This window comes from Streptomyces sp. NPDC046985, assembly GCF_040644415.1.
In the GTDB taxonomy this organism is placed as follows: Bacteria; Actinomycetota; Actinomycetes; order Streptomycetales; family Streptomycetaceae; genus Streptomyces.
On sequence record NZ_JBEYWK010000021.1, the window covers coordinates 140,995 to 147,315 of the forward strand.

Annotated in this window: 6 protein-coding genes; 2 read left to right on the forward strand and 4 right to left on the reverse strand. The window is 72.1% G+C overall.

The window, feature by feature from the left end:
- Positions 1-77: 77 nt before the first annotated feature.
- Positions 78-1,664 (reverse strand): MFS transporter, encoded by a 1,587-nt coding sequence (locus ABZ861_RS25550; RefSeq protein ID WP_361634293.1) that lies wholly within the window; start codon positions 1,662-1,664, stop codon positions 78-80.
- A 465-nt stretch (positions 1,665-2,129) separates the two neighbouring features.
- On the opposite strand from ABZ861_RS25550, the gene panB reads away from it, so the two are divergent.
- Together panB and ABZ861_RS25560 are read left to right on the forward strand one after the other, a co-directional pair.
- On the forward strand, positions 2,130-2,996 hold the full coding sequence (panB, locus tag ABZ861_RS25555; RefSeq protein ID WP_361634296.1) for a 3-methyl-2-oxobutanoate hydroxymethyltransferase: 867 nt from the start codon (positions 2,130-2,132) through the stop codon (positions 2,994-2,996).
- Between the two features lie 166 nt (positions 2,997-3,162).
- Complete coding sequence (locus tag ABZ861_RS25560; RefSeq protein WP_361634299.1) at positions 3,163-3,387, forward strand: DUF397 domain-containing protein; 225 nt, start codon at positions 3,163-3,165, stop codon at positions 3,385-3,387.
- Positions 3,388-3,709: 322 nt separating this feature from the next.
- On the opposite strand, the gene ABZ861_RS25565 is transcribed toward ABZ861_RS25560, so the two are convergent.
- From ABZ861_RS25565 to ABZ861_RS25575, 3 genes are all read right to left on the reverse strand, one after another.
- Entirely contained in the window at positions 3,710-5,464 is a 1,755-nt protein-coding gene (locus ABZ861_RS25565; RefSeq protein WP_361634302.1) for an NAD+ synthase, read from the reverse strand.
- Positions 5,465-5,608: 144 nt separating this feature from the next.
- Positions 5,609-5,923, reverse strand: a complete 315-nt coding sequence (locus ABZ861_RS25570) for a MazG-like family protein (RefSeq protein ID WP_361634305.1) — start codon at positions 5,921-5,923, stop codon at positions 5,609-5,611.
- 34 nt (positions 5,924-5,957) lie between these two features.
- Positions 5,958-6,131, reverse strand: coding sequence for a hypothetical protein (locus tag ABZ861_RS25575; RefSeq protein ID WP_361634308.1), 174 nt, complete (start codon positions 6,129-6,131; stop codon positions 5,958-5,960).
- Positions 6,132-6,321 lie beyond the last annotated feature (190 nt).

Here is a 6,321-nt window from a genome sequence, read left to right on the forward strand (position 1 = left end):
CCGTCTCGTCCCCGGCGGGAGGCTGTCGCGCCGTCCGTTCCCCGGCGGCGGCAGCTTCGCCGTCGCACCGGCGCGGGCTACTCCGCCGCCACCAGCTCCGGCTCCTGCGCGCCCTGCTGCGGCGCGGCCGACCGGCCCGGCAGGAAGACGGCGACGATGATCGCGCCGACCAGCGCGACCCCGCAGCCGCACAGCGCCGTGACGTGCATGGCGTGCAGGAAAGCGCTGTCGGCCGGGCCTGCCAGCGCCTGGCCGCGCGGGCCGAGCTTGGCCGCGATGCCGAGCGTGGCCTCGATCGACTCCCCGGCCGTGTCCCGCAGCCCGGCCGGGAGCATGCCCAGCTTGCCGTCGATGCCGTTCCGGTACGCCGTCGACAGCACCGAGCCGAGGACGGCGATGCCGAGGGCGCCGCCCACCTGGCGGAAGGTGTTGCTGAGCGCGGAGGCCGAGCCGGCCTTCTCCCGGGGCAGCGCCTGCATGATGACCACGCTGGTCGGCGTCATGACGTGCGCCATGCCGGCGCCCATGAAGAAGAAGACGACTTCCAGCACCCAGATCGGCGTGTCCGTCTCGAACCCGGCGAAGGCGGCCAGCATCCCGGCCAGCACCACCAGGCCGGCGGTGGTGACGGCCTTGTAGCCGAAGCGGTCGACGACCAGCCGGGCGCGCGGTGCGAAGATCATCTGAGCCGCGGCCAGCGGCAGCATCAGCAGGCCGGACTTCAGCGGCGAGTAGCCGCGCACGCTCTGGGTGTAGAAGACCGCGAAGAACGTCACGCCCATCAGCGCGAAGAAGACCAGCGCGATGGCGGTCATGGCCGCGGAGAAGACCTTGTTCTTGAAGTAGGTCACGTCCAGCGAGGGGTGGTCGCTGCGCTTCTCGTACACGACGAAGGCCGCCAGGACGACGACGCCCGCGATGATCGTCGCCAGCACGGTCGCATGGGTGAAGTCGGCCAGCTCGCCGCCCTTGATGATGCCGTAGACCAGCAGGACCAGGCCGACCACGGAGAGCACGACGCCGACCGGGTCGATGCGGCCGGGGCGCGGGTCGCGGGAGTCGGGCACGAGCCAGACCATGAGCGCCAGCGCGACGACCACGATGGGCACGTTGATGAGGAAGACGGAGCCCCACCAGAAGTGGTCGAGCAGCAGACCGCCGGTGATCGGGCCGATGGCGATGGCCAGGCCGACGCTGCCGGCCCAGATGCCGATGGCCTTGGGCTGCTCGTCGCGTTCGAAGATGTTCATGAGGACGGCGAGGGTGGCCGGCATGACGAAGGCGGCGCCCAGGGCCATCACGGCGCGGAAGGCGATGAGTTGGGCCGGCGTGCCGGACTCGGCGGCCAGCGCGGAGCCGACGCCGAACACGAAGAGGCCGCCGAGCAGCGCCTTCTTGCGGCCCACCCGGTCGCCCACGAGGCCGGAGGTGAACAGCAGCCCGGCGAAGACGAGCGTGTAGGCGTTGATCGCCCACTCCAGCTCGCTCTGGGTCGCGCCCAGCCCGGTCGGCGCCGGGGTGGATATGGTCTTGACGGCGACGTTCAGGATCGAGTTGTCGAGCACCACGATCAACAGGCTCAGCATCAGGACGCCGAGTATCGCCCAGCGGCGGCGGTGCACCGCCTCCGGAACCCGGGAGGCGGGTACGGCAGGAGTAGTCATGGCGCTGAGCCTAAGCGCATTCCGATACGGCACCGTTCCGTATCGAAAAGTGTTTACCCAGCCCTTACCCGTGCGACATCGGGGGCGGTCTGCGCGCGGTCCCGGTCGGCGCCCTGCTGGGGCGGGCCGCCTGGCCTGCCTGGCCTGCCCGGCCCGCCTGCCCTGCCTGGCCCGCGTGGGTCCCCGCCCCGCCCGCTCGGGTCCCCCCGCCCGCTCGGGGCCTCGCGTCGGTTCGTCGCGCGTCGGGAGCGGCCTGCTGCGGCGGCCTGGAGGCCCCGGCCGGGACGGCCCGCGTGGGCTCCCCCGGCCCCGCGGCCCCGGCCCTGCCGCCTAGGCCCCCGGTCGCCACGTCGAGATCTTGCGCACATGCGGGTCCTCTGGCCCCGTCCGGCCCTGAGTGCCACCATGGATGCGAGTCCGGGGACGCCGTCAGGGCGCCTCGAGATGACTGAAGGAGCCGTTGCCATGACGCAGCTTTCGGCTGCCCACTCCCAGCCCTCCGACGGCGGCAAGACGCTGTACGGGGGCAAGGGCACGCGCCGCATCACCGTCCGCGACATCGCCCTCGCCAAGGAACGCGGCGAGAAGTGGCCCATGCTCACCGCCTACGACGCGATGACCGCCTCCGTCTTCGACGAGGCCGGCATCCCCGTGATGCTGGTCGGCGACTCCGCCGGCAACTGCCATCTGGGGTACGAGACCACCGTCCCCGTCACCCTCGACGAGATGGCCGTGCTCTCCTCCGCGGTCGTACGCGGCACCCGGCGCGCGCTCATCGTCGCGGACCTGCCCTTCGGCTCCTACCAGGAGGGCCCGGTGCAGGCGCTGCGCTCGGCCACCCGCCTGGTGAAGGAGGCGGGCGTCGGCGCGGTGAAGCTGGAGGGCGGCGAGCGCTCGCACGAGCAGATCCGGCTCCTGGTGGAGGCCGGCATCCCCGTCATGGCGCACATCGGCCTGACCCCGCAGTCCGTCAACGCCATGGGCTACCGCGTCCAGGGCCGCGGCGAGGAGGCGGCCCAGCAGATGCTGCGCGACGCCAAGGCCGTGCAGGACGCGGGCGCGTTCGCGGTGGTCCTCGAACTGGTCCCGGCCGAACTGGCCGCCGAGGTGACGCGGGTCCTCCAGATCCCGACCGTGGGCATCGGCGCGGGCCCGGAGACCGACGCGCAGGTCCTGGTGTGGACCGACATGCTCGGCCTGACCGGCGGCCGGGTGCCGAAGTTCGTGAAGAAGTACGCCGACCTGCGCACGGTCATGAGCGACGCCGCCCGCGCCTTCGCCGAGGACGTCGTCACCGGAACGTTCCCACTGGAGGAGCACTCGGTCCACTAGGGATCGCCCCGCGAGGAACCTGGTCGCAAACCTCCCGCCGCGCCCTCGCGCCGCCAGCGGCAGGAGGTGGGCGACAAGGACGTCACGCTCAAACGGCTCGACTCCCTGATCGAAGACGCGTCGAAGTCACTGGAAAAGCTCAGATCGACGAGAGACGAGGTGTCCCGTGGTCAGTCCCCTCACAAGCCAGCAGCTTGCTGACGAGGAGTTCTTCAAGTCCTCCTACTCCGGCAGCGGAAGCGGATCGGACTGTCTGGAAGTGGCGCCGCTCCGGGGAGGCGTCCGTGTGCGGGACTCCAAGGCCAAGGCCGGCCCCGCGCTGAACGTCCCCACGGCCAGTTTCCAGGCGCTGATCGCCGCCGTGCAGGCCGGCGGCCCGCTCGCTGGCTGATCCGACCGGAAGGGCTCGCTGCCCGTTCAGGTCTTGCATCCTTGTGGCCGTCGCCACACCCAGCCCGAGGGGGCCGAGGGAGTTCAAGAGCCGGGAGATCTCGAACGGCTTAGGGGCCGAGAAAGCCGCTGCGTGAGCGAGAGGCGTGTCCTTGCTCCTGTGGATGCCCACGCGAGGCGCTCGGCTGGCAGAGCGCAGCCGAGCGCCCGCATGAACTGTCCGTGGCCTGATCAGCGCGACCACGCATTGCGCGACGCCCCCCGGAAACGGCTTCCGTCGGCGGGGCTGTTCTCCGTCTGGGGCCGCTGGCCGGGCGTCGCTGCTACGCCCGTTCGCGCCAGCCGTTGGTGATCGGGAGTCTGCGGTCCTTGCCGAAGCCCTTGGCGGAGATCTTCGTGCCCGGCGGGTACTGGCGCCGCTTGTACTCCGCGGTGTCCACCATCCGCAGCGTCCGCACCACCAGGTCGCGGTCATAGCCGGCGGCCGTGATCTCGTCGGCGCCCCGGTCGTGGTCGACGTAGAGGTCGAGGATCGCGTCCAGCACCGGGTAGTCGGGCAGCGAGTCGGTGTCCACCTGGCCCGGCCGCAGCTCCGCGCTCGGCGGCTTGGCGATCGAGTTCTCCGGGATCGGCGGGGTCTCGCCCCGCTCGGCCGCCACCCGGTTGCGCCACTCGGCCAGCCGGAACACGGACGTCTTGTACAGATCCTTGATCGGCCCGTACGCGCCCACCGAGTCCCCGTACAGCGTGGAGTACCCGACCGCCAGCTCGGACTTGTTGCCCGGGGCGAGGACGATGTGGCCCTCCTGGTTGGAGACCGCCATCAGCAGCGTGCCGCGCAGGCGCGACTGGAGGTTCTCCTCGGCCAGGCCGGTCAGGCCCAGCGCGCCCATGTACGCGTCGAACATGGGCGCGACGGGAACGGTGCGCAGGTTCAGGCCGGTGCGCTCGGCCAGCTCCGCCGCGTCGTCCCTGGAGTGCCCGGAGGAGTACTTCGACGGCATGGAGATGCCGTACACGTTCTCCGCGCCCACCGCGTCGCAGGCGAGGGCCGCGACCAGCGCGGAGTCGATGCCGCCGGACAGGCCGATCAGCACCGAGCGGAAGCCGTTCTTCTCCACGTACGCGCGCAGGCCGGTGACCAGGGCCGTGTAGACCTCCTCGTCGTCGTCCAGGCGCGTGGCGTAGGCGCCGGTCAGCTCCGGCTCGTAGGCGGGCAGCGGCGACTCGGAGAGCACGGTCCGGTCGATGCGCAGCCCGTCGTCCACCACCCCGTCCGGCGCGTCCGCGGCGGCGGCCGGGAGGTCCAGGTCGAGCAGCAGGCACTCCTCGCGGAACTGCGGGGCCCGCGCGACGACCTCGCCGCCCGCGTCGACGACGATCGAGTCGCCGTCGAAGACCAGCTCGTCCTGCCCGCCGGTCATGGCGAGGTAGGCGGTGGTGCAGCCGGCCTCCTGGGCCCGCTTGCGGACCAGGTCCAGGCGGGTGTCGTCCTTCTCCCGCTCGTACGGGGAGGCGTTGACCGACAGCAGCAGCCCCGCGCGGGCGGACCGGGCGGCCGGCACCCGGCCGCCGTCCTGCCACAGGTCCTCGCAGATGGCGAGCGCGACGTCGACGCCGTGCACCCGCAGCACCGGCATGGTGTCGCCCGGCACGAAGTAGCGGAACTCGTCGAAGACGCCGTAGTTCGGCAGGTGGTGCTTGGCGAAGTTCAGCACCACGCGGCCGCGGTGCAGCACCGCCGCCGCGTTCTGCGGCGAGCCGGCCGGCATGCCGTACTTCGGCCGCGCGCTCTCGCTGCGGTCCAGGTAGCCGACGACGACCGGCAGCTCCCCGAGGCCCTCCTGGTCGAGCCGGGAGGCCAGCTCGCGCAGGGCGGCGCGGGACGCCTCCACGAAGGACGACCGCAGGGCCAGGTCCTCGACGGGGTACCCGGTCAGCGCCATCTCGGGGAACGCCACGAGATGCGCTCCCCGCTCGGCGGAGTGCCGGGTCCAGCGGACGATCGACTCGGCGTTCCGCGTAAGGTCGCCGACGCGCGAGTCGATCTGGTTCAGGGCGAGACGTAGTTGAGGCACCCGCCCAGTGTAATCGTCAGAGCGACGCGATGGGGTCCGGAGAACTGTGTGCCGCCCCACGCCCCGGCCCCCTTGAGCCCGCCCGCGTCCCGTCGGCGGGCCCGCTCAGCGCTTGAGGGCCCGCTCAGCGGTCGAGGGGGTCACTCAGTGCTTGAGGGATCGCTCGGTGACGTGGGCGAGGCGTTCCTCGAAGACCTTGGCCGCGTCCGGGGTGAGGGTCTTGAGGGCGACCATGCTGGTGAGGATGACGTCGCACAGTTCGGTCTGCACGTCGTCCCAGGTGTGGCTGTTGCCTTTGCGGGGGTTGGCGAGGGTGGCGCCGTGCACCGCTTCGGCGACTTCGCCGGCCTCCTCGGTGATCTTCAGTACGCGCAGCAGGCGGGCCGCGTCGGGCGAGAGGGGCGTCTCGGCGTCGAGCCATGCGACCAGGCGCTCGACGGTGTCCCAGGTCTCCTGCATCTGCGGTGCTCCGGTCTGTTCGGTGCGCGTGGGGTCAAGGGCCTGCCGCTGCGGGGTCGGTCGGGCCGCGGGCGACGTTACTCGCAAGCGCCCGCAGCGCGGAGGCGATCCGCTCGGCCGCACTCGCCGGAGTGGTGTCCGTGGTGTCGACGACGAGCGACGGAACGCCGAGCCGGCGCAAGGTCTGCTCGGCTCTGCGGTAGAGCACGGCCTCACGCGCGGGGGACGTCGAGCGCGTGCCCGCCCCCCCCGCCCCCTGAGCCCGCCCCCACACCCCCCCCGCCCCCCCCCCCCACGCGACCGCGCCCGCCCCCCGTGAAGGCGTCCGGTCCGGGCGTCCGACGTCCGGGCCTCGTGGAATGGGCCGGTGGGCGCGGCGCCGTCGTGCGCTCGTGAAC